The sequence below is a fragment of the Streptomyces sp. NPDC042002 genome, from assembly GCF_055588305.1.
On record NZ_JBVJCT010000006.1, the window covers coordinates 267,308 to 291,372 of the forward strand.

Sequence of the window (24,065 nt, forward strand, 5' to 3'; positions counted from 1 at the left end):
CTAGTGGATAGGGTCGCGGTACCCGAGCTGGAGAGGTAGCCGCATGGACCCCGAAATCGTGATCGCGCAGACGACGAGTGACGACGAGGAGCAGGCGAAGACCCTCGCCAGAGGCGCTGTTGAGAGCAAACTGGCGGCGGGCGTCCACATCGATGCGCCCATCACCGCCTTCTACTGGTGGCAGGGGAAGGTCGAGGCGGCTCAGGAGTGGCGGATCTCCTACATGACGTCGTCGGATCGCCTCCCCGCGCTAGAGGCATGGCTGCACGAGAGGCACCCGTACGACGTCCCCCAGTGGGTCACGCTGCCTGTGACCGGAGGGTCGGAGGCGTACCTGTCGTGGGTCGTCGACGAGACGCGCCCGGGGTAAGGGCCCCCACTACAGTGCCTCGCTCTCACCGAGCCTGTGCGCTTCGACGCTTCACAGCGTCGCGAACGTCAGCAGGTGGCTGGCCAGGTCATGCTCAGTGTCGGGGAGCCCGGCAGCGATGGCCTGAGCCCGCTGCCGGCCCATGGTGTTGGGCTTCGACTCCGCCGCTGCGGCGAACTGGTGCGCTACGTAGGCTCCGCGATCTATGTCGCCGCCGCGCAGAAGGGCGGACGCCAGGTCACCCAGGACGACCACGCCGGACTCGGGTAGTTCGCCGCCGAGGCGCTCGACTGCGGAGTCGGCCGTGGCGGTCAGCTCCTGACGCGCGAGTTCGCCATAGACCGAGAGGGTTAACGAGTCCATGCGGTATGGCGTCACGAAGCGGACCCACGCCTGCTCGCTCGTATGGTCGGCGAAGTCATAAGCGAACTTGGCCTGATCGAGAGCACGAAGGGCGCCAGCGTCATCGCCTGACTGGGCGGCTTCCTCCGCGTACCGGCCCAGAGCCCACGCTGCGGCGGTTGCGTTGCCACGTCCGCGTACGTCCTGAGCTGCCTGCGAAAGCATCTCCAGCGCCTTCGCCGGGCTGGGGGCACCGTAGCTCGCGTAGCCCAGAGCGAGAGCGCGCAGCGGAGGGTGTCCGGCCCTTTTCGCGCACTCCGAGGTCACTCCGTAATAGGAAGTGGCCTTGTCCTGCTGGCCGAGGTCCCAGGCGACCCACCCAGCAAGAGCGGCAGTCTCCCCGGCCGCGATGGTCAGGGCTCGCTCGTGGCCTCCGGCGCGGGGAAGGGCTGCGGTGATCGCGTCCAAGTGTGCCTCGACGCGGGACTGCAGGCTGAGCGCGCTCTCGTTCAGCTCGTCCACGTGCAACCGGGCCGCATGATCAATAAGCACCCCCGCGGACTCAGGGTCGATCTTGGAACCCTTGCTGAGTGCGTAGGCCAGCCGGCCCCACGGCTCGGCAGCCGCAGCCGCACCGATGACTGCGCCTCCCAGCAGCGTTCGGCGTTTCACGTCGTCCAGGTCCTCTGCCTCGGCCTTGTTCTTCTCTCGCCGCCTGGCGCGGGCGGCTTTCGCCTCGCGCAGTAGCGGCTCCAGCGGGACGCCACAGGCCAAAGCGATGTTCCCCAGGGTGTGGTCCGTCGGAACGTTCGCACCGTTCTCGTACCGGTTCACCTCCCGGCGGGTCACCGTTGCCCGGCCGGAGGCGGCGTTGATCGCACCGGCCTGCTCGTCCTGCGTCCGATTCGCGTTACGCCGCAGGTGACGGAGCAACTCGGCAAATGGATCCACCGCCATGAGTCTGACCCCTATCCGTGGGAGAAAGCCAATACTCCCCTCAACTCCCCCCTGGTTTTTCCCCCTTGACAAAGATTTCCCCCCTCCGGTTTCCCCTGTCCCGGATCGCGCAGCCACGGTGCGATGTGCTCATGACCACGCACCGGACAGCAATGCCGCCCCGACCTCGGGGCGACGACGGTGGCGCCCACGCCGTCGGCGCCTCGACCGCTCGGTGTCCGCTGGCCTCTCACGTCCTCGAGATGGCCATGGAGCCGGTAGTTGTGCACGTCGCTCAAGCGCGAAGAACGACGGCCACCGTGTTGAAGCACTGGTCGTTGCCGGAGACGCCGGCAGAGGACGCCCGGCTCGTCGTCTCGGAGTTGGTGTCCAACGCGATCATTCACGGTTCCGGGGACGTCCGACTGCGACTGCGACACGACGAGCACCAGCTTCGAATCCGAGTCACCGACGACAGCACGGCACCGGCGAGGCGGCGACGTGCGAGTGCCGCCGGCCTCGGCGGTCGAGGGCTGCACCTCGTCGCCTGCTTGTCGCTTCGGTGGGGCGTCGCGGACGGCGGCCGGACGACGTACGCGGTCATCCCCACTCTCACGGAGGCACCCCCATGTCGCCGCACAACACAGTCAAGCACGGAGCCGACGTGTTGAGCCTCGTCGCCTTTGATCGGGGGCGAGAGAGGCACACGGGCGGTGGGGCGCCGACCGCTGGCCGTGACTACCCGAGCTGGCCTCGCACCTCTGCCCAGGTGAAGCGCCGGTCCCGAGCTGGCCAACTCCGAGGCTTGCGCCAGCACTTCTACCGTCAGACCGTCGGCGCGCAGGCCGATCAGCCGCTGCGCGTGCTGGCGTACAGCCTGGTACCGAGTCCGAGGGCCCGACCTGACGAGGACTGGGGGACGCTACAGGCTGAGGCCGACCAGCTCGGTTACGCGATCACCGCCCGGCTCCACGATGTGGCGGTCCCGGTGACCACGACGTACCTCCCGGCATCCAGTGCGAGCCAGGGCGTCTACACGCCGCCTTGGGATCGACCTGGTTGGCGGGAAGCCGAGCGACAGCTCCGAGAGGGCTTGGCCGACGGCGTGCTCGTCCTCGACCGGCACAACATCAGCTCCGACGACGACGAGTACCACGCCGTGATCAAACACCTGGGCGAGCACTGCCGGGCGTTTCTCCACCTCGTGATCTCCGAGGAGCCCGTCGCGCCGACTTGAAGGCGTCCGCTGCGCTGGATGGACAGGAAGGGCTGGGGCTGGCGGCAGATCAGCGCCCAGATCGCCCTGATCGTCACCGTGAGCGTCGTGCTCGTCTTCACCTTCAAATACACCTGACCGAGGGCTGACCATGACTTTCGAGGGACACATCGATCGTGCGCCGCGCCTCCTGCCGCACCGCGAGCAGGGCGAAGCGCTCCTCGCCATCAGGGAGGCCGCCCCTTCGGCACCCAGCGAAGAGGGGATCGACCTCTTCGCCGTGCCCGCTGGTGAGGTTCAGGGGCGTGGCTTCGACCTCTCGCGCTTTCACCGGCTCGCGCGCCTGCCGGCCGTGCCGGACGGATTGACCTCGCCGTCGGCTGAGGGCCCGCCGGACGCGGCCTGACTCTCCTCAAGCGAGCACGACGGCGACCACCACTGCCCCGGATGCCGCCGCCGGTTGCCGCACCGCCCCATCCATCCCCGAGTAAAGGTCGCAGATGAACCGTCCCGTTCTCGCTCTGGCCACCACCATCGCCCTCGCGTCCGCGGTGCACATCGCCCAGCGTCGCCAGCAGCACCGCCAGTCCCTGGAGTTGGCAGTGCACCAGGCCCACGGCCGCATGCTCGAAGTCGCCACCACACACCCGGACTTGGACCCGATCTGGGTGCGCAACCACCCCGACCACGTCAAGGACGACGAATCGGGTCCGCTCCTGATGTGCCAGTGGTGGCTTGAGTTCTGGCGCACCGGCCTCAATCTCAGGGTGTTCACCCCCGCCATCCTGCGGCAGAACGCGCGGAACTTCATGCAGGACCCGACGGCCCTCAAGGCGTGGGCCTTGACCCGCCACGGGCGTGCTCTGCAGTCCCGAGGGCGATGGGACCGCTTGCACGTGGCGCTGCTCGACGCGGCGTTCGAGGAGGCCGGCGGTCCGTCCCAGTACCCCGAGTTGGAACTTGCCCCGGCTTCGGCCCTCTGAGGCACGACGACACCCTGACGAGAGGATGATCATGACCGTTCCCGCTTGCGGATCGCCACCCGCCCCGGCCGCGCCGAGCGACCACGGGTCGCGCGCTCTTCTCCTCGACCTCGACGGGGTCCTCCTCGACACGCGTCCCGTGATGCGGAGGGCGTGGCAGAGGGTCCAGGAGGTCCATGGCGTCGCGCTCCCGTTCCGTGACTACGAGCGCCACCTGGGTCGCGAGTTCGGGGACATCATGGAGCGCCTGGGCGTGACCGATGCCGAGGCGGTCCGTAGGACGTACGAGGCGGAGTCCGTGGCCACCGCGCACCTCGCGGAGGAGTTCGCCGGCATCGTCGAGACGCTCCACGCCTTCGTGGCCGCCGACTGGCGGCTGGGCGTCGTGACGTCCAAGCACGTCGACCGGGCGGCCCCGCTCCTCGCGCGCCTCGGGTGTCCCTTCGCGACCATCCGCACGCCCGCCGGCGCGGGCCGAACGAAGCCGGCCCCGGACCCGCTCCTCCTGGCACTGGTCGACCTGGGAGTCGACCCCGCCTCCGCCGTCTACGTGGGTGACATGGCGGTCGACCAGGAGTCGGCCGCACGCGCCGGCGTCCCTTATGTGCACGCTGGGTGGGGCTACGGGCAGCCGACGGCTCCCGCCCCGGAGACGGTCTCGTCCCCCAGGGAACTGCTGAGCCTCCTCCCCGCCAAGCAGCTCGTCGAGGGGAGCACGGTGTGAGCCCCCGCTCCACTGGTGGCCTCGGCCTGGTCCGCTCCTCCAACGTCGGGAAGCCGACGTGGAATCTCGTCGGAACCGGCGCCCTGGCGCACGCGCGAACCGACCACATCCACACGACGGAGCTTGATGCGACGGCCGTCGACAAGCAGTTACTGCGCTCCGGCGTCGAAGACGTCATGGAGGCCGTCGACCGCTACAGCGCCAAGTGGGCCGCCACCCCAGGCGGAGCCGACTGGCTCCACGTTCAGCACGTCCCCGTGCGACGCTTCGTCGCCGAGATCGTGCGCAAGCTCCTGGCCCTGAACTCCTGGGCACCGTTCACCTCCGCCCCAGGGCCCCTGATCCTGGCCCCCTACGAAGGTCTCGTGGGACTGCGTTCGAGCAGCTCGCGGGAGTACCTGGCCTACACCGTGACATGGTCCGGCGTCGCGTACGTGCTCGGTGCTGCGGCACCGCACAACCCGACCCGCTCCGCCCAGCTCCGGAACCGCGCCCGGACGAGTACGGCGAACACGGAGCCGAGGCCGCTCCCCTCGGATCTCGGACGGCAGGACGTTCTGGCGCTGTCGTGGACCTCCCGCCATGCCGCCACGCTGACCCCCGTTCTCGCCGAGCTGGCGCGAGGCGGGCAGAGGAGCCTCCTGCTCGACCTCGCCACTGATGCCGCCGAGCGATGCAGCTCGGGACCGGCAATGGGTTTCGAGCTGCGAGCGGCTCCGAGCGACCTCTTCACTGTCTCCGGCACCGCCGAGGGCCTCCACCGCCCCGACGACGAGCACGTCGTCCAAGTGGAAGGCCACGGCATCCAACTTGCACAGCTCGTAAGGCTCTTGTCCGTTCTCTTGGAGACCAGCGGGGGCTGCACCCAACCGTCGTGGCGGACGGTGGTGCGGGCGGAGAGCTGGCTCGACGACATCCTGTCGACCACCCGGCCGCACACCGTCCTGCTGAGCAACGACACCAGCCCACTGGGCGTGCTGGCCGTGCACGCCGCCGAGCGGCACGGAGCGAACTCGGTGCACGTCCAGCACGGGGCGTGGACGCCGGAATCGGTCGCCTGGCCGGCCCTGCACAGCCGCGACATCGTCGTCATGGGCGAGCGGGACCTCGCTCTGGGCCGAGGGTGGGCGCGCCACCCCGAGGCCGAGGTGCACGTCCTCGGGCAGCCCCGCTTCGACGTCCTCGCCGGCCTGAGCCGCCAGGCACAGCGGCGGTATCTGGAGAAGCTGCTCGCTCCGGGGGGACGGCGCGCGCCGACCCGGATCGCGGTGTGGGCCTGCCAGCCCTTCAATCCCGATCACCTCGAGTCCCACGCGAACCTCCTCCTGGACGGGCTCGCCGAGGCGGGCGGCGACTGGGGGCTCGTCATCGCTCCACACCCGGCGCAGGGAGCCGACGCCTTCACCGCTCTGGTGAAGCGGGACGCCGGGCCGCCCATCGCGGTGGTCGATCCCCGAGTCGGAGCCCGAGGCTGCCTCGCCGGCGCGAACGTCCTGGCGAGCGCGTACTCGACGTGCGGGATCGAAGCCGCGCTGCTCGGCATCCCGGTCCTCGAAATCGGCCCGCCGGGCGAACGCACCCTGGGCCTGACCAGTCACGGACTGGCGACCCGGTGCGAGGCCGCCGGTGAGGTCGCCGAAGCACTCTCCGGCTTGCGCGCGGGCCCTGCGCCGATCCCGCGGGCGGCCTTGGACGCGGTCTGCCGGTGGCGCGGCGACAGCGCCACTCGGATCGCCCGGCTCATCACCGACCGCGCCACCTCCGGCCCGAGGGCCGACGACTCCACCCACCACCATCCGGGCGCCGCTGCGTCGCCCAAGGACGAAGGAGCATCCGTCCGATGACATCCCTCACGGCCGACAGCATCGCCGAGCTGTTCTCCGGCGCCGTCACGCTGGCCAAGTCCGGCGAGAAGATCAGCCCCCGGGGCATGGCCACCCACGAAGTCCGCGATGTGCACCTGCTGCTCACCCAGCCGCGTGCCCGCCTGCTCTACGCCCCGCCCGCCCGCATCGTGAATCCGGCGTTCGCCGTCGCCGAGACGGTCTGGCACATGTCCGGCTCCGACGCCCCGTGGATCTTCGACTACAACAACCGGCTGCGCCAGTTCGCCGACGAAGGCGTCCTCCTGGGCGCGTATGGCCCCAGGATGCGGAACTGGGCAGGCAAGGTCGACCAGCTCGCCCGCGTCGTCGAGATCCTCCAGGCCGACCCCGACTCCCGGCGCGCCCTGATCCAGCTCTACGACCCGGCCCAGGACGCCGCAGGGCACAAGGACGTGCCGTGCACCCTTGGGTTCCGGTTCCACTTGCGCGCCGGCCGCCTGCACATGGCGACCATGATGCGCGGCCAGGACGTATGGATCGGCATGCCGTACGACGTGTTCTTCTACACCGTGCTGCACGAGCTGGTCGCCGGATGGCTCGACGCCGAACTCGGCGAGTTTCACCTGCACATCGGCTCGCTGCACATCTACGACGAGCACATCGAGCAGGCCGACATGCTCACCTCGCTCCCGGCGAGCGAGATCATGCCCGACCTGCGAACACCCTGGAACGGCTTCGGCGGCCTGCTCGACCAGGTCGAGGCCCGTGACGTGACCGGCCACCCCGGCTGGGACGCGATGGCCGAGACGCTGCGCAGCTACCGGCTGTGGAAGGACGGCAAGCGCGAGCAGGCGTGGCGGGCGGCCGACACGATCGACGGGCCCCTCGGCCAAGCCCTCACCGCCTGGTACGGAGAGCTGGAGCGGCGCTCGACCAATCGCGCCGCGACGGCAGGGGCAAGGTGACCGCCGCCATGAAGCGCACCCCCTCCGTCGTCCTCGGCCTGTGCTCGTACACCCACGACTCCTCGGCCGCCCTTCTCGTCGACGGTGAACTCGTCGGCTTCGTCGAGGAGGAACGCCTCTCCGAGCAGAAGCACACCAAGCTCTACCCGGCTCGCGCCGTGGGCTGGCTCCTCGACCAGGCCAAGCTGAGCGCCACCGACGTGGACGCCGTCGCTTACAACTTCCAGCCCGCCCGCTACCTCGCCGAGTCGCCCGTCGCCCTGCGCATGGCGCTCTCGTCGGCCACGCGCGACCGCAGCCTGGCTCGCGCCCACGGGTTCGCCAAGGTCGCCCTGCGCACCCGGCGGCGGCTGCGCGTCCTCGGCAGCCAGTTCCCCTCGGCCCGCGTCACATCGGTCCTGCACCACCGAGCCCACCAGCTCACGGCCTACGCCGCCTCCGGCTGGGACGAAGCGGCCGTACTCGTCGTCGACAGCCTCGGCGAGCGGCAGACCACCACGATCGCCCACGGCCACGGCGTTCAGCACCCCCGCGTCCACACCCTGGAAGCGATCAACGACCCGGCCTCCCTCGGCTACGTGTACGGCGCCGTCACCGAGCACCTGGGCTGGCGGCGGGGCGACGAGGAAGGCACCGTCATGGCGCTGGCCGCCCTCGGCGACCCAGCCCGCTTCCGGCACCTGTTCACCACGGCCGTCCGCACGACGGCCACGGGCTTTCGCATCCACCCCGGCTACTTCCCGACGCGCACCCTCACCTCGGGATACCCGAGAACATCCCGGCGGTTCGTCGCTGAGACCTGCCCCGAGCGGCACCCGAGCGAGCCGCTCACCGACGTCCACCGAGACCTGGCGGCTGCCCTTCAGGAGCGGACCGAGCAGGTGATGGTTCACCTTGCCCGCCGCGCCCGTGTGCTCACCGGCTCCCGGCGCCTGTGCGTGGGCGGCGGCGTCGCCACGAACTGCGTGAGCATCGGGAAGATCATCGAAGCCAGCACCTTCGACGAGGTGTTCGTCCCGCCGGCACCGGGCGACGCCGGAACCGCGATCGGGGCCGCGCTCGCCGTCCACGTCGACGCGCGCACGCCTTGCCCGGTCGCCGGCATCGCCCGCCACTGTTACCTGGGCCCCTCCTACGGGGACCAGCCCCTCGACCTGACCCCCTGGCCCGGCCTCCACCAGAAGACCCTCGGCATCGAGACCGCCGAGTTCCTCGCCGACCAGCTCGCCCACGGCGTGATCGCCGGACTCTTCCAGGGAGGGGTCGAAGCCGGGCCTCGTGCCCTGGGCAACCGCTCGATCCTCGCCTCCCCGCTGGAGCCCGGCGTCGTCGAGCGACTCAACGCCACCGTGAAGTTCCGCGAGCCGTTCCGGCCCTTCGCCCCCATGGTCCCCGCCGAGCGAGCCGCCGAGTTCTTCACCCTCGGCCAGCCGGCCCCATACATGTCCATGGCCTCCGGGGTGACGGACCTGACGCGCGAGCGGGTGCCGGCCATCGTGCACGCCAACGGCACCTCCCGCCTGCAGACCGTCACCCGGTCGCAGAACCCGTTCATGCACGCGGTGCTGACCGCCTTCGGCCGCCGAACTGGCATCCCCGTGCTGATCAACACCTCCCTCAACGTCAAGGGGAAACCGATCTGCGGGACGCCCGAGATGGCCCTGGACTGCCTGGCCAACTCCGGCCTCGACGCCCTGCTTCTCGAAGGGCGGTGGATCACCAAATGAAGATCGGGTACAGCCTCTGGGGCTTCCTCGGCAACGGCGTCACCGACACCCCTGACGGAGGCCGCAGCCACCGCCGCCCCTTCATCGATGCTCTCCTTGCCCGCGGTCACGAAATCGTCTTCCTCCAGCCCGACCGCGACCGCCTCGAAGCCGACGACGACCTCGGCGGTGCGTACACGTTCGACGACGGCCTGCCCAGCATCGACGTCCTGTTCCTCGAGTGGCGCTGGGCCATCCCCGGCCGCAACACCACCGTGTGTGGCAGTGAGGGGCACACCTGCGACCTACACCGGCAGGCCCAGCTCATCAACCACTACACGGCCCGGTCTCGGACGCCCACCATCATCTGGGACAAGGACCGCACCCTGCGCGCCGAGAGCGTGTGGCGCCGTACGGCCCACACCCGCGTCTGCGAGGCCGCGCTCGCGCCAACCCTCGGAGCGCACTCGCTGCTCTTCCCCGTCGCCGAGGACCTCCTCGCCCAGGCCGATCCCCTCACCCTGGCGGCGCGACCTCGGGATCTCGCGCTCGGCTACGTGGGCAACCAGTACGACCGCGACGAGTCCTTCGACCGTTTCTTCGCCCCGGCTGCTGCCCGCGTTGAGCACCTGGTCGCCGGGAAGTGGACGAAGACCAGCCGCTGGCCGCACGTCCGATTCGCGGGCCGGATCCCGTTCGAGGAAGCTGCTGGCGTCTACGGCCGGTCCCTGGCCACGGTGCTCATGTTGCCCGAGCGGTACGCCGCCGTCGGGCAGATGACCCAGCGCATCTTCGAGGCCGTGCTCGCCGGCTGCCTGCCGCTGGCCCCGGCGGACATCCGCTTCGCCGACCGGTTCGTCCCGAAGGAGCTGGTCGTGCGCTCCGGCAGCGACGTGCTCGAACGTCTCTCCTACCTGCGCGAGATCGCCGGCACCGAGCAGCACGCCGCCCTGATCGCCGCGTGCGTGGACCGGCTGCGTCTATTCGGCCTGTGCAAGCAGGTCAACACCCTGGAGTCCGTCCTGCACGGCCTCGTCCAGGCCACCGCGACCGAGCGGGGGGTTGCCTGATGCAGACCGCTCGATCGACCACGGCGCGCGGATCCTCCGGGCGCGTCCCGGAGGATGGGCTCGCCGGACACCCGAACCTCTCTACGCTGGAGCACCATGAAAAAGGTCGCCATCGTCGGCTGCGGAGGCAGCGGCAAATCCCACGTGGCCCGCGAACTGGGCAGGATCCTCGACGCCCCGGTGACACACCTGGACGCCGCGTTCTACGACGACGAGTGGAACGCGTTGCCGATGGACAAGTTCACCGACGTCCAGCGCGAGCTGGTCGCGCAGCCGCGGTGGGTGATCGACGGCAACTACAACTCGACGCTGCAGGTACGGCTCGAAGCCTGCGACACGGTGGTCCTGATGGACGTGTCGACCGTGGCGGCGCTGTACGGGATCTTCTCCCGGCAGATCCGGCACGGAGCCGGACACAAGGGCAACGGAGTGCACAACCGCATCCGCTGGGGCGTGATCAAGTACGTCGCCACGTACCGGCGCAAGATGCGCCCCCGCGTGATGGCGAAGATCGAGGAGTTCGGCTCCGGCACCGACGTGGTGCTGCTGGCCAACCGGCGTCAGACGCGCCGCTGGCTGCGGAAGGTCGCCGCCGAGCAGTCCTGACCGGCCCGCGCCCCCGGCCAGGGGGTGCGGCATGAACGAGCCCAACCCGTTCCTGGACCCCGCCCGACAGTCGGAGCTGTACGGACACGCCTCTCGGCTGGCCGGGCGCACCAGCGCCCTGATGCGCGCCAAGACCACCGGCCACCCGGTGCCCGAGACGATCGTCAGCCTGGTGCAGACCCATCACGCCCGGCCCGACCGGCTCGGCGTGGTGCTCGACATCGGCTGCGGTCGTGGCACGAGCAGCCGCGTCATCGCCGAGCAGCTCCGGCCCGAGCGCCTCGTGGGGCTGGACGCCGCCCCCTCCCTGCTCGCCCAGGCCCGCGAGCGCGCCAAGGACCTGCCCGACAGCACGGTGGACTTCGTCGAAGGCGACTTCCACGACCTCCCTCTGCCCGACGGGTCGAGCGACATCGTCGTCGCCTGATGGAGACCAACCTGTCGGCCCCCCGCCAGAGGGCGCTCCTGGCGAAGCTCCCCCGGCCGCTCCTCGACGACTACATCGATGAGGAGTGGATCGGCGCGGTCCCCGACCACGACGGCACCTCCCGTGCCGCCTACTTCCGTGCCCGCCAGGACCCGGCGTCCCTCACCGACGAGGAGATGGACCTGCTGGCCTGGCCCCTGGAACGGGAGCGCCGGGAGGCAGGCCCGGGAACGGAACCCGGCCATGACTGGCCGCAGGACTGGAGCGTGCTGGTGAGACTGCAGGCCAACGACGCCAAGGCCATCGCGGAGGAGTGGACCGACCTCCTTCCACCAACACAGAAGCTCCTCGATGCCCTGCGCGAAGTGCGGCGGACCGGAGAGATTCCGGACGACCTCGTCGCCGACGAGAGGCTGTGGGTCCTCCTGGAGCGGATCAACCCCCGTGTACGCAGCGGGAGTAACAAAAGGTTCAACGGCTGGATCGGCGTTCGGGCCCTGATCAGGGCCGTGCGACAGATGCACCGTGCCCTCCTCCGCGGGGACGGCGAGACGGCGGAACAGCGGAGGAAGGCGGCGCTCACCATGGCCGCGAGGCTTCGGCACCACTCACAGCCGGTGCGCTGGGAGGCCCAGAACGTCCATGCCTACCTGCGCGCCGGCCAGGAGATGACGGAGTCCCTCAAACTCCTGGAGCAGGATGCCGAAGGCCGTCCCCCAGTGCGGGACCAACTCGGCGGAGGTGCCGTGGCCATGCTGCGGAAGAATCGGAGCTTCCTGGAGGACCGGCCCCTCGGAGAACGCGACCAGCCGCTCAACCCGTATTTGGTGCTCGGCGTACCCGACGGGGCGGACGACTGGAAGAAGGCCTGGCGCGCCCTGAGGAAGGAGCTCGACGACAGCGGCCGCGTCCGGATCAACGGCGCCAAGGACATGATCGAGAAGGCCGAGCGGGAGCAGCAGGAAGTACCCCGGTTTGCCGTTCCGCTCGCCCCACACCGCTGGAAGGACCCCACCGGCACGAGCCACCGGCTGGAACTCCCGCCAGAGCCCCTACAGAGGCTCACCGCGCCGCCCACGGACAGCGACCGCGCGTGGTCTCGCTCCGAGGCGGCCCGAGAAATAATCACCAGGGCGACAGAACGCCTTTCCCTGGCTGCTGAAGACCCCGCAGCCCTTGAAGACTCAGAGAGCAGCACATCGTGAGCAACGGAGCCGGTAAAGGCGACAGTGGTTCTCGCTCCCCTGACGGATCCCAGCGGAAACGGGGACGCGGGCCGAACAGCGGAAGCGCGCGGAACCGTGGGGAGCGAAGGGCGGCCGAGGCCGCTCCCTGGCGGTTCGCTGAGAGCCACATGCCCGGCTTCGTCCCGGGGAGCCTGGACGCCGCCGCGATCCTGAAGTCGGTCAACGAGACGCTCCTGCCCGTGGTGGAGAGAGAGTTGGAGCAGGCGACGGAAAGACTGGGCGCAGCGCTGGCCGACAAGGAGACCGAGGCCGATCTGGTCTCCGTCTTCCGGGCCGAGCTGATGCGCCGAGTGCTTCCCCAGTTCACCGAAGCAGTCCGCGCGGGTGTGCTGGAGAGTGTCCGTACACGCCAGATGCACTTGGCTCAATTGGCCGTCCTGCACCGGCAGGCGCTGGATGCGAAGAGCCTGCAGGTGGTGGTGACCCGCCTCGACCACCTGGCGGCGAAGGCCGGCCTGCAGATCGTCGGTGACTCGGGCGATCAGTCGTTGTTCAACGTCGTGGAGGACCCGCCCGGTGTCATGAAGAAGGGCCCGGTCACCCTTGAACTCGTCGCGCCGGCCTACGTCGACAAGGAGTCCGGGAAGCTTGTCGAACGGGGCTGGCTGCGAGCCGTTGCCAAGGTTCCACCCGAGGAAATGACGCCCCGGCAGAGGCGTAGAGCAACCCATGCCGAAGGTGAGAAGAAGCAGCCTGAGAAGGAGGCTCCTGCACAGCAGGAGAGGAAGAAGTACCACCGGGGTCAGGAACCCGAAAAGCAGCAGAACAGAGGCAACGGGCAGCGAAACGGCGGGTCGCGCCCCGGTCCTGAAGGAAACGGGGACCGCCGGACGAAGCGGAGGGGAACGCGATGACTTTCGGTATCGACTTCGGCACCAGCAACTCCGTGGTGGCCCACTGGAACGGGCACACCACCGAAGTGCTGCCGGTCGACGGCGACAACGTGCCCGCCCAGTGGCAGATGTCCGAGTTCGAGCAGCTCTTCCCCTCCGTGCTGTCCGTCCGCGACCTCCAGCGCACCCTCTGCTTCGGCTGGGAGGCGAAGACCGGCACGAGCGAGCCGCTCGACGCAGTGAAGCGCATGCTCGGCACGCGCTCCGGTGCCGATAAGGACGGCGACATCGACGGCCTCGAGGTCACGGCCCAGCTCGAGGAGCACCACGTCTGGGTCGGCTCGGAGAAGTTCCACAGCACGGTCGCGGCCGCCTCCCTCTTCAGCCGGATGAAGGAAGGCGTCTCTGCCCAGCTGCTCGACCTCTCCGACGCGGTCGTCACCGTCCCCGCCAATGCCACAGGCGGCGCCCGCTACCGCACCCGTGCCGCGGCAGCACTCGGCGGAGTGAAGGTTCGGGCCCTGCTCAACGAGCCCACCGCGGCTGCGATCTCGTACGCCCACGACGTCCCGATCCCCGGCCGTTTCCTCGTATTCGACTGGGGCGGCGGCACCATCGATGTCACAGTCCTCGAATACGACGACGGCCTCTTCGAGGAGCAGACCTCCCGCGGTATCACCGCCCTCGGAGGCCTGGAGTTCGACAACGCGCTGGCCCAGCTGATCCAGCAGAAGATGGGTCTGACCGCGGACCAGCTCACCAAGGCCGAACGACGCCGGTGGCGCCGGTCGGTCGAGCTGACGAAGATCGCCCTGTCCTCCGTGCCGATGGACGGCGCGCTCTTCTTCGACCTCCCGGTCGGCCTCGCCCCCTTGATCTCGAGGCGTGAGGTGAGGATCACCGCGGCCGAGTACACCAAGGCGATCACCCCGCTCATCATCCGCGCCCTCGAGCCGGTCCAGCAGGCCCTGGAAGACTTGGCCATCACCCCGGACGACATTGACTCCGTACTGATGATCGGCGGCACCTCGCAGATCCCCCAGGTGCGTCAGGCTCTGGGCGAGCTCCTCGGCCACGACCGCATCGTCGACAGCGGCCTGTGCCGACCCATGACCGCCGTCGCCCGAGGCGCGGCCATCTATGCGGCCTCCCTCGACGGCGAACTCGGCGATGACAGCGACTTTTCCCTGGTGACCAGCTACGACCTGGGCACGGCCGTGAGCGCGGGCGAGCAGAGGGGCTTCCGCGCCATCATCCGACGCAATGCCACGCTCCCTGCGGAGGGTTCGGCCAACTTCTACCCGGACACGCCGGGCGCTTCCTCCGTGCGCGTGTCGGTGATCGAGGGCGAAGTCGGCTACCCGGCCGACAGCGACCGTGCCTTCCCCCTGGCCAACATCGAGGTGCCTCTCCCAACCCGCGAACAGGACGTCCGCCGGAACATGATCGAGGTCAAGTTCCGCTACAACGAGAGCGGCATCCTGCGCTTCACCGCCACCCACGCGGCCACCGGCAAGCAGCTCGCCGAGCGCGAGATCGACTCCTTCGGCCCCGACGGCACCCCACTGCAGCACGGCCTCGACGACGAACTGACCCGACTCTTGGCCCACACCGTCCGCCCGTTCGCCGACGGCTCCTCCAACGTCCGACACCGCTCGGCAGCCGAAACGGCCAATGCCCGCCCCGCACCGATCGACATGTCCGTGCGCGTGGTGGAGGCCGACCCTGCCGTAACGGTCAACGGCGAGCCGCAGCGAGTGGTGACGGGGGGACTTTGACCAGCCTCTGGGCTCTGTGGCGGAAATTCCTGGGTGCGCCAGTAGCTCGCTCCACTGTCTGCGACGGGACATACGGTCTTCTTCGCTGTAACTCCCGATCAAGGAAGAACAGCTGCCAAAGAAATCAAGGCAGGTAGGTCGTACCACGATGACGCGTCAGATGAGGAAGAGGGGGCGACGTTAGCAATGCGGTACGACCAGAGCCGGGCGGACAAGCTTGATGAGATGATGGTCGAACTGCTGCTGCCGGAAAGCGCGGTGGAGTCACTGGGGCTGTGGCTAGCCGACCCAGAGCGCGGTCAGCGGTACGCGAACGGGTGTGGCCCCCACAGCATCCCGTACACGCCATCCAAGTGGATAGTCGTAGCGCCGTGGCCCGGCACCTTTGCCGACCGGGCGGCGGCCGATTCGGCCTCGGTGAGCCGAGCCGAGGTCGTGGCCGCGGTCCGGGCCGCGGAGCAGTCCGAGAGCTGGACAGAGGCGTTCGTGGCCACGCAGGTGTGGGGCTACGGTGTTACAGGCTACGGCCCGTACCGCACTCGTCAGGTGCTCGCCCAGCCCAGCGCTGAGGCCGTCCTCACCGAGGCGGTGTCCCTGCTCGTCGACGAGGGCGCGGTCGCAGCCTACGAGGTGCTGAACACTCTCGATGGCCTCGGTCCGGCGTTCCTCACCAAATTCCTCTACTTCGCGGGCCAGGCGCTGCCAGACGTGAAGGGCCCGCGTCCCCTGATCCTCGACAGCGTGCTCGCCGGGGTCCTGCGCAGGCACGCCACGAAGGTTGGACGTGCGGTTGGCTACGAGTGGTCCGAGGCGATCGCCAAGTGGATCTGGCGCGACAGCGGCTGGAGTTCCCACCGTTACGACGTCCACCTCCGGTGGATGTACGCCGCCAACGAGCGACTCGCGGCCGCGTCTATCGACTGGCCCGCAGCCCCAGACGTGCTCGAGCTGGCCCTCTTCAGCGCCGCCTGGGACCCGGAATAACCGTATCGCCGGGTGTTCACCTTGTGAGGCCTTGGTTCAGGTGCTTGCCCATGGCCGCAGCCAAGTCCCGAGGCCTCGAACGTCAGCAGACGATGACCGTTCTATCTTGGAGATGGTCCCGCCAGGTGGTGTAGGGGATCAAGCGCCGGAACCCGCAGATCGGGGCGTGGCTATGTCGGGGCAGGTGTCCGGCCCGCCTCAGCAGGACGCCTGGCGGGCTGCCGCCTTCCACGGAGGGCGTCCTGGGACGCGATCTGGATGAATGTCTACTCGCCCTATCAGGATGGCTGCACCGACGTCCGGTCGAGCCGTACGGATCGCCGCGACCAACGCGTACAGGTGCGGATCGAACACGGGCCGATACTTCGTGGGCGGCGACTGCATCGACACGAACCGCACTTGCGGGTCGCCGACGGGGACGTGGGACGCCACCGTCACCGCCGCTCCTCGGACGTTGCGAGGCCACTTCGACGACGACTCTCCGTGAAGGCTGACGGGTGCTCAGATATCTCTGACGTGTCGTCACCCATTCAAGATCATCTTGCACGTGCGTTGCACAAGGTGCTGAAAAACAACAGTGATCAATGGAGGGTTGTGAAGGTGGGTATCCGCAGGTCAGCTGGCGGGTTGTGGTGTCGTGCCCCTTGCCTTCAAGGGGCACGGCACCGCGCCGTTCAGATGTCCCGGAAGATCTCGATCTGCGCGCCGATCGAGTTCAGACGCTCGGCGAGGTCCTCGTAGCCGCGGTTGATGACGTACACGTTCCGCAGGACCGAGGTGCCGTCGGCCGCCATCATCGCGAGCAGGACGACCACGGCGGGCCGCAGCGCGGGCGGGCACATCATCTCGGCGGCGCGCCAGCGGGTCGGGCCCTCGACGAGCACCCGGTGCGGGTCGAGGAGCTGGAGCCGGCCGCCGAGGCGGTTGAGGTCCGTCAGGTAGATCGCCCGGTTGTCGTAGACCCAGTCGTGGATCAGCGTCTTGCCCTGCGCGGAGGCCGCGATGGCCGCGAAGAAGGGGACGTTGTCGATGTTCAGGCCGGGGAACGGCATCGGGTGGATCTTGTCGATGGGCGCCTCCAGTTTGGAGGGCCGCACGGTCAGGTCGATCAGCCGCGTACGGCCGTTGTCCGCGAAGTACTCCGGCGTACGGTCGTGGTCGAGGCCCATCTCCTCCAGGACCGCGAGCTCGATCTCCAGGAACTCGATCGGCACCCGGCAGACCGTCAGCTCCGACTCGGTGACCACGGCGGCGGCGAGCAGGCTCATCGCCTCGACCGGGTCCTCGGAGGGCGAGTAGTCCACGTCGACGTCGATGTTCGGCACACCGTGCACGGTGAGCGTCGTGGTGCCGATGCCCTCCACCCGTACGCCCAGGGCCTCCAGGAAGAAGCACAGGTCCTGGACCATGTAGTTGGAGGACGCGTTGCGGATGACCGTGACGCCGTCGTGGCGGGCGGCGGCGAGCAGCGCGTTCTCGGTGACCGTGTCCCCGCGCTCGGTCAGCACGATCGGCCGGCCGGGCGTGACGGACCGGTCGACCCGGGCGTGGTAGAGACCCTCGGTCGCCGCGATGTCGAGGCCGAACCGGCGCAGCGCGATCATGTGCGGCTCGATGGTCCGGGTGCCCAGGTCGCAGCCGCCCGCGTAGGGCAGCTTGAAGGCGTCCAGGCGGTGCAGCAGCGGGCCGAGGAACATGATGATGGACCGCGTGCGGATGGCGGCCTCGGCGTCGATGGCCTCCATGTTCAGCTCGCTCGGCGGCACGATCTCCAGGTCGACTCCGCCGTTGATCCACCGGGCGCGGACACCGATGGAGCTGAGGACCTCCAGCAGGCGGTACACCTCTTCGATCCGGGCCACCCGGCGCAGTACGGTGCGCCCCTTGTTCAGGAGCGTCGCGCACAGCAGCGCGACACAGGCGTTCTTGCTGGTCTTGACGTCGATCGAGCCGGACAGACGACGTCCGCCGACGACGCGCAGATGCATCGGACCCGCATAGCCGAGCGAGACGATCTCGCTGTCCAGCGCCTCACCGATTCGGGCGATCATCTCAAGGCTGATGTTTTGATTGCCGCGCTCGATGCGATTGACGGCGCTCTGACTGGTGCCGAGCGCCTCGGCAAGCTGCGACTGTGTCCAGCCCCGGTGTTGCCGGGCGTCACGGATGAGCTTGCCGATACGTACGAGGTAGTCGTCTGCCATGGCGCGACCGTATATCGGATGTGAGATAAAGGAAAATGGAGCGCCGCCTTCCGAGTGGTCGGGCCCACCGGGCGGCGTTCGAGGGGGAGTTCGGGTGCCCGTACCGGCACGGCGGCGACGCCCGCGGCGTGCCGGGAGGCGCCGCGGGCTCGTGTCGCCGCCGATGAGTGCCGTGAAGAGGCGCTTCCGTGACGGTTCGTCGATACTGGTGTCGTATGTCGCTATTGGGTCACTTCGCCTTGCGGGTCGTCTTGCGCCACCCGAACGGCCCCGGCAGGTCCATCGACGTCGTCCTGCGCCCGGTGCTGCTGTGCGTGCGCTTCGGCCCGTTCTTTCCGCCCGAGGTGATGGACCATGACTTGCGGTTGATGTTGAGCCGCAGCCCCGGAAGGATGCGGAAGCTCTTGCGGAAGGTGAGCGGCATGGGTGCCCCCTGCGGGTCGGTCGCGCCGGGACGTTCCCGGCGGACACCGGGTACCCCGAAACGGCTCCGATGTGCCTGCCCTCGGCTTCGGGGTGTCAATTTCCTTCCTGAGCTGCTGAGTTGCCTCCCCGGAGTGCCGGATTCCACCCCTCGGGAGCCTGAGGCCCGGGCGCCTTGAGGGTCCGCCGTTTTGGATGAGCGACCGTCACCGGCGCGCGACCGCCGCCACTTCGCCGTGCGACGGCGCCTGCCGGGGGGCTCGTCCACGCCGTCGGGACCGGGCGATTCCGGGCGATACGGGCTTTCTGTGCATGGTCGGGTAAACGGCTCGCCCCGACCGGGCGACGCCGGCCGGCCGGGCGGGTGGCCACGGTCCGGCGGGACGGGTGATCCCGGTCCGGCGGGGGGTGTAAGCCGGACAAGTTGCGCCGACCGGACAAGCGGCACCGGCCGGACATGCGGGCGCCCGGACATGACCTGCTCGCCCCCATGTACTAGAGTTATCTCGACATCGAGATATCTGCCGAGGCGTACCGCAGCCGCACTGCGTCGTCCATCCGGTGGTAAGGGTTACCTAACTTAGCCTTACCTTAGCGGATCGGCCATGACGTCGTGGCGGCAGGATGCGGTGGGAACGCGCACATCAATGAAGGAGACTGTCGTGTCGGCGAACAGCTTCGACGCCCGCAGCACGCTGCAGGTGGGCGACGAGTCGTACGAGATCTTCCGGCTGGACAAGGTGGAAGGCTCGGCTCGCCTTCCGTACAGCCTGAAGGTGCTGCTGGAGAACCTGCTCCGTACCGAGGACGGCGCGAACATCACCGCCGACCACATCCGGTCCATCGGTGACTGGGACTCCCAGGCGCAGCCGAGCCAGGAGATCCAGTTCACGCCCGCCCGCGTGATCATGCAGGACTTCACCGGCGTGCCCTGTGTCGTCGACCTCGCCACCATGCGCGAGGCCGTCAAGGAGCTCGGCGGCGACCCGGCCAAGGTCAACCCGCTCTCCCCGGCCGAGCTGGTCATCGACCACTCCGTCATCGCCGACAAGTTCGGCACGAAGGAAGCCTTCGGCCAGAACGTCGAGCTGGAGTACGGCCGCAACAAGGAGCGCTACCAGTTCCTGCGCTGGGGCCAGACCGCGTTCGACGACTTCAAGGTCGTCCCGCCGGGCACCGGCATCGTCCACCAGGTGAACATCGAGCACCTGGCCCGTACGGTCATGGTCCGAGGTGGCCAGGCGTACCCCGACACCCTCGTCGGCACCGACTCGCACACCACGATGGTCAACGGCCTGGGCGTGCTCGGCTGGGGCGTCGGCGGCATCGAGGCCGAGGCCGCGATGCTCGGCCAGCCGGTCTCCATGCTGATCCCGCGTGTCGTCGGCTTCAAGCTGACCGGCGAGCTGACCCCGGGCACGACCGCCACCGACCTCGTGCTGACCATCACCGAGATGCTGCGCAAGCACGGTGTCGTCGGCAAGTTCGTCGAGTTCTACGGCGAGGGTGTGGCCGCCACGTCGCTGGCCAACCGCGCCACCATCGGCAACATGTCGCCGGAGTTCGGCTCCACCGCCGCGATCTTCCCGATCGACGGCGAGACCATCAAGTACCTCAAGCTCACCGGCCGCTCCGAGCAGCAGCTCGCGCTCGTCGAGGCGTACGCCAAGGAGCAGGGCCTCTGGCTCGACCCGGCCGCCGAGCCCGACTTCTCCGAGAAGCTGGAGCTCGACCTCTCCACGGTCGTCCCCTCGATCGCCGGCCCGAAGCGCCCGCAGGACCGTATCGTCCTCGCGAACGCCTCCGAGCAGTTCAAGAGCGACGTGCGCAACTACGTCGCCGACGACGACGAGGCGGGCAAGGAGTCCTTCCCGGCCTCCGACTCCCCGGCCGCCGCCAACGGCGTCCCGTCCAACCCGGTCACGGTCACGGCCCCCGACGGCTCGACCTACGAGATCGACCACGGCGCGGTGACGGTCGCGGCCATCACCTCCTGCACCAACACCTCGAACCCGTACGTCATGGTCGCCGCCGCGCTCGTCGCGAAGAAGGCCGTGGAGAAGGGCCTGACCCGCAAGCCGTGGGTCAAGACCACCCTCGCCCCGGGCTCCAAGGTCGTCACCGACTACTTCGACAAGGCGGGGCTCACCCCCTACCTCGACAAGGTCGGCTTCAACCTCGTCGGTTACGGCTGCACCACCTGCATCGGCAACTCCGGCCCGCTGCCGGACGAGGTCTCCAAGGCCGTCAACGACCACGACCTCGCGGTCACCTCGGTCCTCTCCGGCAACCGGAACTTCGAGGGCCGTATCAACCCCGACGTCAAGATGAACTACCTGGCCTCCCCGCCGCTGGTGGTCGCCTACGCCCTCGCGGGCTCCATGAAGGTGGACATCACCCGCGACGCGCTCGGCACCGACACCGAGGGCAAGCCGGTCTACCTGGCCGACATCTGGCCCTCCGAGGCCGAGGTCAACGACGTCGTGGCGAACGCCATCGGCGAGGACATGTTCAACAAGTCCTACCAGGACGTCTTCGCGGGCGACGCCCAGTGGCAGGCGCTGCCGATCCCCGAGGGCAACACCTTCGAGTGGGACCCGCAGTCGACGTACGTCCGCAAGCCCCCTTACTTCGAGGGCATGACGATGGAGACCACCCCGGTCTCGGACATCGCCGGCGCGCGCGTCCTCGCCAAGCTCGGCGACTCGGTCACCACCGACCACATCTCCCCGGCCGGTGCGATCAAGGCCGACACCCCCGGAGGCAAGTACCTCACGGAGCACGGTGTCGAGCGTCGTGACTTCAACAGCTACGGCTCGCGCCGCGGCAACCACGAGGTCATGATCCGCGGCACGTTCGCCAACATCCGCCTGCGCAACCAGATCGCGCCGGGCACCGAGGGCGGCTACACCCGCGACTTCACGAAGGAAGGCGCCCCCGTCTCCTTCATCTACGACGCCTCGCGCAACTACATCGAGCAGGGCATCCCGCTCGTCATCCTCGCGGGCAAGGAGTACGGCTCCGGCTCGTCCCGCGACTGGGCCGCCAAGGGCACCGCGCTCCTCGGCGTCAAGGCCGTCATCGCCGAGTCGTACGAGCGCATCCACCGCTCGAACCTCATCGGCATGGGCGTCCTGCCGCTCCAGTTCCCGGAGGGCGTGACGGCCGAGTCCCTCGGCCTGACCGGCGAGGAGACCTTCTCCTTCACCGGTGTCGAGGAGCTCAACAACGGCACCACCCCGCGCACGGTGAAGGTCACCACCGACACCGGCGTCGAGTTCGACGCGGTCGTCCGCATCGACACCCCCGGCGAGGCGGACTACTACCGCAACGGCGGCATCATGCAGTACGTGCTGCGCAACCTGATCCGCAACTAAGCGGTCCGGTAGAGCAGTTGAAGGGCCGCATCCCGGTGACGGAGGTGCGGCCCTTCGCCGTCGCCCCCGAAGTCGGTTTCAGGACATCGGCATTGCTCAGGTGGAACACAGGGTTCCCCCAGCGGGCCGGGACACGATTGCCCCATGTCTGGTGTTTCCGTGGTCCTTGTCGGCCGTGTCCGTGTGCCGATCGTCGACGACGAACCGGTGCTCACCGTCCCGTTGTCCGGCGCTGTCACGGCGGCGGGCGGGAGATGAGTCTCCTCCCCGCCGCGCGGCGACCGCGAGAGCGGCGGCGCGGGCGGTTCCCGCACACGCGATCCCTGAGCACGCGATCCCTGCGGACGCGGCTCCTCGTCCTCATCGGGCTGACGCTCGTCGTGGTGTGCGCGGCGATGGCGTTCACCACGCTCCGCGCGCAACGTGCCTATCTGCTCGGCGACTTGGACCACCGGGTCGTCGAAGCCGCCGAGCGCAACCGGGACGCCGTCCTTGCCGGCCAGGGCGTCCGTCCGGGCGTCGGGCCTGACGTCGGTCCTGGCGATGAGACGGACCTCGGGTTCCTCGACGTCCGGGGGCAGCCGACCGGCACGATCGCCGCCCGGCTCGACGACGGCGGAGCCGTCATCGCGGCCGAGCTCGTGACCACCTCCGGCGCGCCGCGCGAACTCGGCACCGCCCAGCGCTCCGCGCTCGCCGGAACGGAGCCGGACGGCTCACCGCACACCCGGACGGTCCCCGGGCTCGGCACCTACCGTGTCACAGCGCTCCACGGCGACGGCGGCGGACGGCCCGTGCTCACCGCCCTCCCGATGGACGACGTACAGGACGTGATCCGTGGTCTGGCCGTGGTCGAGGGCGTGGTGGCGACCGCCGGTCTCACCGTCGCGGGCTGCGTCTGCGCCGTCGTCGTCCGGCGTCAACTGCGCCCGCTCGCACGGGTGGCCGCCATGGCCGTCGAGGTCTCCCGGTCGCCGCTGGGACACGGCGGGGTGACCGGCCTGACCCGGGTACCCGAACGGGACACCGGCCCCGGCAGCGAGGCCGGCCAGGTCGGCGCCGCGCTCAACCGGCTGATCGACCACGTCGAGGCCTCCCGCGTGGAACGCCTGCGCGCCGAGGAGGAGACGCGCCGCTGCGAGGAACGCATGCGAGGCGGCGAGGAGCGCATGCGCCGCTTCCTCGCCGACGCGAGCCACGAACTCCGTACACCGCTGGCGTCCATCGCCGGATACGCGGAGCTGATGAACCGGGGCGCCGAGCCGATCGACGCGGCGCCGGCCTGGCGGCGGGTGTCCGCCGAGTCGGCGCGGATGACGGCTCTTGTCGAGGACCTGCTGCTGCTCGCCCGGCTCGACGAGGGGCGGCCGTCGGGGTCGGCGGACGTGGACCTGGCGGCGCTGGTCGCCGAGGAGGTGTGGGAGGCACGGGCCGCGGGGGAGGACCACACCTGGCAGTTGGCCCTGCTCCCGGACTCCCCGGCCCTGGTGGCCGGCGACGAGGCCGGGCTCCGCCAGGTGGTGTCGCGACTGCTGGCCAACGCCCGCGCGCACACGCCGGCGGGCACGACGGTCGTCGCCTCGGTGGAGGCCACCGGCGGATCCTTCACGATCCGGGTCCGCGACGACGGCCCCGGCATCCCGCCCGCCCTGCTGCCCAGGGTCTTCGAACGCTTCAGCCGCGCCGACGCCTCCCGCTCCCGGGTCCCTTCCGGACGCGGCGGCTCGGGCCTCGGCCTCGCCGTCGCCGCGGCGGTCACGAAGGCCCACCACGGCCGCATCCACGCCGAAAGCGCCCCGGGCCGTACGGAGTTCACCGTCGTACTCCCGGCAGGCCGGTCCGTCCCCCCGGCCGGCCGGACCCCGGGGGAGTACACATTGGAGCCCCGGTCCGCGGGGACTGCCGGGCCGCAGGTCCGGGCCGACGAAGGCGGCATGCCGACCGCACGAGCCTCAGGAGAACGCGCGTCGATCCCGCCTTCGGCGAAGGCGACACCGGTGCTCCACGCCGACGGGGAACCAGTCGCCTTCCCCCGGCGATGAGCCGAC

At 69.5% G+C, this 24,065-nt stretch carries 21 protein-coding genes; 18 read left to right on the forward strand and 3 right to left on the reverse strand.

The genetic code is table 11. The features are described 5' to 3' along the window. Positions 1 to 43 precede the first annotated feature (43 nt). Positions 44 to 370, forward strand: a complete 327-nt coding sequence (gene cutA, locus ACZ6KY_RS12760; RefSeq protein WP_004921029.1) for a divalent-cation tolerance protein CutA — start codon at positions 44 to 46, stop codon at positions 368 to 370. Between the two features lie 51 nt (positions 371 to 421). Here cutA and ACZ6KY_RS12765 read toward each other — a convergent pair whose 3' ends face one another. Further along, positions 422 to 1,669 carry a helix-turn-helix domain-containing protein gene (locus ACZ6KY_RS12765; RefSeq protein ID WP_469310325.1) on the reverse strand — a complete coding sequence of 416 codons (1,248 nt, stop codon included), beginning with the start codon at positions 1,667 to 1,669 and terminating at the stop codon, positions 422 to 424. A 248-nt stretch (positions 1,670 to 1,917) separates the two neighbouring features. Between ACZ6KY_RS12765 and ACZ6KY_RS12770 the strand changes: the two genes are divergently transcribed. From ACZ6KY_RS12770 to ACZ6KY_RS12840, 15 genes are all read left to right on the forward strand, one after another. Beyond that, entirely contained in the window at positions 1,918 to 2,319 is a 402-nt protein-coding gene (locus ACZ6KY_RS12770; RefSeq protein ID WP_469310387.1) for an ATP-binding protein, read from the forward strand. 134 nt (positions 2,320 to 2,453) lie between these two features. After that, the gene (locus ACZ6KY_RS12775) at positions 2,454 to 2,885 is read left to right on the forward strand and encodes a hypothetical protein (RefSeq protein WP_224354190.1); all 432 of its coding nucleotides are present in this window, start codon (positions 2,454 to 2,456) and stop codon (positions 2,883 to 2,885) included. Positions 2,886 to 3,015: 130 nt separating this feature from the next. Further along, complete coding sequence (locus ACZ6KY_RS12780) at positions 3,016 to 3,270, forward strand: hypothetical protein (protein ID WP_033949325.1); 255 nt, start codon at positions 3,016 to 3,018, stop codon at positions 3,268 to 3,270. A 94-nt stretch (positions 3,271 to 3,364) separates the two neighbouring features. After that, positions 3,365 to 3,847, forward strand: a complete 483-nt coding sequence (locus tag ACZ6KY_RS12785) for a DUF6082 family protein (RefSeq protein WP_033949326.1) — start codon at positions 3,365 to 3,367, stop codon at positions 3,845 to 3,847. Between the two features lie 31 nt (positions 3,848 to 3,878). Continuing rightward, complete coding sequence (locus tag ACZ6KY_RS12790; RefSeq protein ID WP_240136782.1) at positions 3,879 to 4,571, forward strand: HAD family hydrolase; 693 nt, start codon at positions 3,879 to 3,881, stop codon at positions 4,569 to 4,571. Further along, positions 4,568 to 6,415 carry a hypothetical protein gene (locus ACZ6KY_RS12795; protein ID WP_469310326.1) on the forward strand — a complete coding sequence of 616 codons (1,848 nt, stop codon included), beginning with the start codon at positions 4,568 to 4,570 and terminating at the stop codon, positions 6,413 to 6,415. Before ACZ6KY_RS12790 ends, ACZ6KY_RS12795 begins: the two co-directional genes overlap by 4 nt. Continuing rightward, positions 6,412 to 7,362: a thymidylate synthase gene (locus tag ACZ6KY_RS12800; RefSeq protein WP_469310327.1), complete on the forward strand. Its 951-nt coding sequence runs from the start codon at positions 6,412 to 6,414 to the stop codon at positions 7,360 to 7,362. Before ACZ6KY_RS12795 ends, ACZ6KY_RS12800 begins: the two co-directional genes overlap by 4 nt. 8 nt (positions 7,363 to 7,370) lie before the next feature. Then, positions 7,371 to 9,089: a carbamoyltransferase family protein gene (locus tag ACZ6KY_RS12805; protein ID WP_469310328.1), complete on the forward strand. Its 1,719-nt coding sequence runs from the start codon at positions 7,371 to 7,373 to the stop codon at positions 9,087 to 9,089. After that, on the forward strand, positions 9,086 to 10,138 hold the full coding sequence (locus ACZ6KY_RS12810; RefSeq protein WP_469310329.1) for a glycosyltransferase family protein: 1,053 nt from the start codon (positions 9,086 to 9,088) through the stop codon (positions 10,136 to 10,138). The genes ACZ6KY_RS12805 and ACZ6KY_RS12810 overlap by 4 nt, the downstream gene beginning before the upstream one ends. Before the next feature lie 96 nt (positions 10,139 to 10,234). After that, positions 10,235 to 10,744 (forward strand): P-loop NTPase family protein, encoded by a 510-nt coding sequence (locus ACZ6KY_RS12815; protein WP_422811955.1) that lies wholly within the window; start codon positions 10,235 to 10,237, stop codon positions 10,742 to 10,744. Positions 10,745 to 10,775: 31 nt separating this feature from the next. After that, positions 10,776 to 11,171 (forward strand): class I SAM-dependent methyltransferase, encoded by a 396-nt coding sequence (locus tag ACZ6KY_RS12820; RefSeq protein ID WP_469310330.1) that lies wholly within the window; start codon positions 10,776 to 10,778, stop codon positions 11,169 to 11,171. Next, positions 11,171 to 12,376, forward strand: coding sequence for a hypothetical protein (locus tag ACZ6KY_RS12825; RefSeq protein ID WP_469310331.1), 1,206 nt, complete (start codon positions 11,171 to 11,173; stop codon positions 12,374 to 12,376). Before ACZ6KY_RS12820 ends, ACZ6KY_RS12825 begins: the two co-directional genes overlap by 1 nt. Before the next feature lie 149 nt (positions 12,377 to 12,525). Next, the gene (locus ACZ6KY_RS12830; RefSeq protein ID WP_329160045.1) at positions 12,526 to 13,272 is read left to right on the forward strand and encodes a hypothetical protein; all 747 of its coding nucleotides are present in this window, start codon (positions 12,526 to 12,528) and stop codon (positions 13,270 to 13,272) included. Next, positions 13,269 to 15,029, forward strand: coding sequence for an Hsp70 family protein (locus ACZ6KY_RS12835; RefSeq protein ID WP_329160043.1), 1,761 nt, complete (start codon positions 13,269 to 13,271; stop codon positions 15,027 to 15,029). The genes ACZ6KY_RS12830 and ACZ6KY_RS12835 overlap by 4 nt, the downstream gene beginning before the upstream one ends. A 186-nt stretch (positions 15,030 to 15,215) precedes the next feature. Then, positions 15,216 to 16,013 (forward strand): 8-oxoguanine DNA glycosylase OGG fold protein, encoded by a 798-nt coding sequence (locus ACZ6KY_RS12840; protein ID WP_362617292.1) that lies wholly within the window; start codon positions 15,216 to 15,218, stop codon positions 16,011 to 16,013. A gap of 674 nt (positions 16,014 to 16,687) precedes the next feature. On the opposite strand, the gene ACZ6KY_RS12845 is transcribed toward ACZ6KY_RS12840, so the two are convergent. Both ACZ6KY_RS12845 and ACZ6KY_RS12850 read right to left on the reverse strand, forming a co-directional pair. Beyond that, a complete protein-coding gene (locus ACZ6KY_RS12845; RefSeq protein WP_469310332.1) occupies positions 16,688 to 18,217 on the reverse strand; it encodes a helix-turn-helix domain-containing protein in 1,530 nt (509 codons plus the stop codon). 229 nt (positions 18,218 to 18,446) lie between these two features. After that, positions 18,447 to 18,641 carry a DUF4236 domain-containing protein gene (locus ACZ6KY_RS12850; RefSeq protein ID WP_266763518.1) on the reverse strand — a complete coding sequence of 65 codons (195 nt, stop codon included), beginning with the start codon at positions 18,639 to 18,641 and terminating at the stop codon, positions 18,447 to 18,449. A gap of 661 nt (positions 18,642 to 19,302) precedes the next feature. On the opposite strand from ACZ6KY_RS12850, the gene acnA reads away from it, so the two are divergent. Together acnA and ACZ6KY_RS12860 are read left to right on the forward strand one after the other, a co-directional pair. After that, positions 19,303 to 22,017, forward strand: a complete 2,715-nt coding sequence (gene acnA / locus ACZ6KY_RS12855) for an aconitate hydratase AcnA (RefSeq protein ID WP_469310333.1) — start codon at positions 19,303 to 19,305, stop codon at positions 22,015 to 22,017. A gap of 254 nt (positions 22,018 to 22,271) precedes the next feature. Continuing rightward, on the forward strand, positions 22,272 to 24,059 hold the full coding sequence (locus ACZ6KY_RS12860) for a sensor histidine kinase (protein WP_469310334.1): 1,788 nt from the start codon (positions 22,272 to 22,274) through the stop codon (positions 24,057 to 24,059). Positions 24,060 to 24,065: the final 6 nt, after the last annotated feature.

What these genes read in the sequence shown, in the direction of transcription:
- cutA (WP_004921029.1), top strand. Translation starts at nt 44, where the DNA reads ATGGACCCCGAAATCGTGATCGCGCAGACGACGAGTGACGACGAGGAG.
- ACZ6KY_RS12765 (WP_469310325.1), bottom strand. Translation starts at nt 1,669, where the DNA reads ATGGCGGTGGATCCATTTGCCGAGTTGCTCCGTCACCTGCGGCGTAAC.
- ACZ6KY_RS12770 (WP_469310387.1), top strand. Translation starts at nt 1,918, where the DNA reads ATGGAGCCGGTAGTTGTGCACGTCGCTCAAGCGCGAAGAACGACGGCC.
- ACZ6KY_RS12780 (WP_033949325.1), top strand. Translation starts at nt 3,016, where the DNA reads ATGACTTTCGAGGGACACATCGATCGTGCGCCGCGCCTCCTGCCGCAC.
- ACZ6KY_RS12785 (WP_033949326.1), top strand. Translation starts at nt 3,365, where the DNA reads ATGAACCGTCCCGTTCTCGCTCTGGCCACCACCATCGCCCTCGCGTCC.
- ACZ6KY_RS12790 (WP_240136782.1), top strand. Translation starts at nt 3,879, where the DNA reads ATGACCGTTCCCGCTTGCGGATCGCCACCCGCCCCGGCCGCGCCGAGC.
- ACZ6KY_RS12800 (WP_469310327.1), top strand. Translation starts at nt 6,412, where the DNA reads ATGACATCCCTCACGGCCGACAGCATCGCCGAGCTGTTCTCCGGCGCC.
- ACZ6KY_RS12805 (WP_469310328.1), top strand. Translation starts at nt 7,371, where the DNA reads ATGAAGCGCACCCCCTCCGTCGTCCTCGGCCTGTGCTCGTACACCCAC.
- ACZ6KY_RS12810 (WP_469310329.1), top strand. Translation starts at nt 9,086, where the DNA reads ATGAAGATCGGGTACAGCCTCTGGGGCTTCCTCGGCAACGGCGTCACC.
- ACZ6KY_RS12815 (WP_422811955.1), top strand. Translation starts at nt 10,235, where the DNA reads ATGAAAAAGGTCGCCATCGTCGGCTGCGGAGGCAGCGGCAAATCCCAC.
- ACZ6KY_RS12820 (WP_469310330.1), top strand. Translation starts at nt 10,776, where the DNA reads ATGAACGAGCCCAACCCGTTCCTGGACCCCGCCCGACAGTCGGAGCTG.
- ACZ6KY_RS12825 (WP_469310331.1), top strand. Translation starts at nt 11,171, where the DNA reads ATGGAGACCAACCTGTCGGCCCCCCGCCAGAGGGCGCTCCTGGCGAAG.
- ACZ6KY_RS12830 (WP_329160045.1), top strand. Translation starts at nt 12,526, where the DNA reads ATGCCCGGCTTCGTCCCGGGGAGCCTGGACGCCGCCGCGATCCTGAAG.
- ACZ6KY_RS12835 (WP_329160043.1), top strand. Translation starts at nt 13,269, where the DNA reads ATGACTTTCGGTATCGACTTCGGCACCAGCAACTCCGTGGTGGCCCAC.
- ACZ6KY_RS12840 (WP_362617292.1), top strand. Translation starts at nt 15,216, where the DNA reads ATGCGGTACGACCAGAGCCGGGCGGACAAGCTTGATGAGATGATGGTC.
- ACZ6KY_RS12845 (WP_469310332.1), bottom strand. Translation starts at nt 18,217, where the DNA reads ATGGCAGACGACTACCTCGTACGTATCGGCAAGCTCATCCGTGACGCC.
- ACZ6KY_RS12850 (WP_266763518.1), bottom strand. Translation starts at nt 18,641, where the DNA reads ATGCCGCTCACCTTCCGCAAGAGCTTCCGCATCCTTCCGGGGCTGCGG.
- ACZ6KY_RS12860 (WP_469310334.1), top strand. Translation starts at nt 22,272, where the DNA reads ATGAGTCTCCTCCCCGCCGCGCGGCGACCGCGAGAGCGGCGGCGCGGG.